This window comes from Nitratidesulfovibrio liaohensis, assembly GCF_011682075.1.
GTDB classification, from domain to species: Bacteria; Desulfobacterota; Desulfovibrionia; order Desulfovibrionales; family Desulfovibrionaceae; genus Cupidesulfovibrio; species Cupidesulfovibrio liaohensis.
On record NZ_VSMK01000551.1, the window covers coordinates 1 to 1,384 of the forward strand.

Annotated in this window: 1 protein-coding gene and 1 pseudogene; one reads left to right on the top strand and one right to left on the bottom strand. The window is 71.7% G+C overall.

Going from position 1 to position 1,384, the window contains the following annotated elements:
* Positions 1–479: pseudogene (locus FVW27_RS15815) on the bottom strand (aminoglycoside phosphotransferase); the annotation flags it as partial.
* A 282-nt stretch (positions 480–761) separates the two neighbouring features.
* On the opposite strand from FVW27_RS15815, the gene FVW27_RS15820 reads away from it, so the two are divergent.
* A partial coding sequence (locus tag FVW27_RS15820; RefSeq protein WP_167126958.1) for a DEAD/DEAH box helicase occupies positions 762–1,384 on the top strand: 623 nt, incomplete at its 3' end.

Below are 1,384 nucleotides of genomic sequence, written 5' to 3' on the forward strand. Positions count from 1 at the left end.
AATGCGGGCAGCGGCGGTACCGGCGCGGGGGGCAGTCCAGCGGGCAGGTTGTCACCGGCCCGTTGCAGGGCCAGCAGCAGGGCGGCCACTGCGCGCCCGCGCCAGTCGTGGTCCAGATAGTCCGGGCGGGGCGGTTCCGCGCCGGGCACGAAGGGCGAAAGCTGCCAGTACCCGGCGTGGGGCGGGGAGTCCGCCTTCAGCACATGTCGCAGGTCGCCATCCTCCACCGGCAGGTACGCGGGCACCAGCGTGGCCAGTTCCGGGCCGGACACTGCCGGGTCCGCCAGTTGCGCCAGCAGGTCGCCCATGGCCTCTCGCCGGGGTGCCTGCGCCGGGGCCAGCCGTTCCAGCATCCACAGTCGTCCGTCGTCATCCTGCACCGCCGTGCGGCTCAGGCAGCGTTCCGGGCTGCCGGGCAGGGGAAATTCCGTGGCCAGGCGGCGCGGGGTGATGCCGAAACGGTACAGCAGATCGAGCATGGAAACTCCGGGGCGGTTGGCGTGACGGCTGCGGTGGCCGGAAAACGGAAGGCGCACTGTTCCATGCCGGGCGCGCCATGTCCAGTTTGCAGGCCGGCGGAAGGGAGGCGGGGGGAGCCGGGCAGGACGATGTGCGCGTGGTGTGGGGGATGGCAAGTCCGGACCTTTCCCGGCATTGCCACGGCCGCCGGGGCAACGTAGTATCACCCGGCGTTGCGGTCCCGCGTTCCGCGTTCCGTGTCCGAACAGCCCGGCCCCCGGCCATTCCGGAGTGTTTCCGCCGTGACCTTCGCCGAACTGCCCCTTGACGCCCGCCTGCTGGCCGGGGTGGAAAGCATGGGCTACCATCTGCCTACCCCCGTGCAGCGCCGGGCCATCCCCGCCGCACTGTCCGGGCGCGACGTGTTGGCCCTGGCCGCCACCGGGACGGGCAAGACCGCAGCCTACGCACTGCCGCTGCTGCAACGCCTGCTGGAAGGCCCGCGCGGGCAGGTGCGGGCGCTGGTGGTGGCACCCACGCGCGAACTGGCCGAGCAGATCCACGACCACATCCGACGACTTGGATCCATGACCCGCCTGCGCTCCACCACCATCTACGGAGGGGTGGGCATCATGCCGCAGGCCCTGCGGCTGCGCACCGGCGTGGAGATCGTGGTGGCCTGTCCGGGGCGGCTGCTGGACCACCTGCGGCGCGGTAACCTGGACCTTTCCGCCCTTGACGTGCTGGTGCTGGACGAGGGCGATTCGCTGTTCGAACTGGGCTTTCTGGCCGACGTGCGGGCGTTGCTGGCCACCGTGCCCGCGCGGTGCCAGCGCATGCTGTTTTCCGCCACCTTGCCGCAGGCCGTGCAAGCGCTGGCGGGCGAGGCCCTGCGCGACCCCGTGACCGTCAGCGTGGACGCGCA